General features: G+C 67.3%; 1 protein-coding gene. It reads left to right on the top strand.

The window, feature by feature from the left end:
- The coding region (locus CP49_RS34475) for a hypothetical protein (protein WP_197423330.1) at window positions 1-309 on the top strand (309 nt) is incomplete at both ends.

Here is a 309-nt window from a genome sequence, read left to right as displayed (position 1 = left end):
CGCCACACGAGCCGGTGCCGCTTTTCCTCTCCAATTACGAGGAAGAGCATCATCAGCAGCTCTCCGAATATGCTTTCGCGAGCGGCGACCGAAGGTTCGGCAGCGGCGGGCTGAAGAAATCTCGCGCGGGGCGCATTGTAGCCGGCGTGGCGGTGGTGTCGGCGATAGCGGCCGTTCTCGCGCTGTTTTCTATCGACTCGACGCGCGCCGTCATCTTCAACGCCTCGCTTGGCGGTGGCGGCGGTGGCAGCCCACCGGCTGCCCAGCTTGCCGCGGCGGTGCCGGAGCCTGCGCAGCCGCAGCGCGTTG

The sequence above is a fragment of the Bradyrhizobium valentinum genome (assembly GCF_001440405.1).
Lineage (GTDB): Bacteria > Pseudomonadota > Alphaproteobacteria > Rhizobiales > Xanthobacteraceae > Bradyrhizobium > Bradyrhizobium valentinum.
This window is presented reverse-complemented; position numbering and strand designations above follow the sequence as displayed.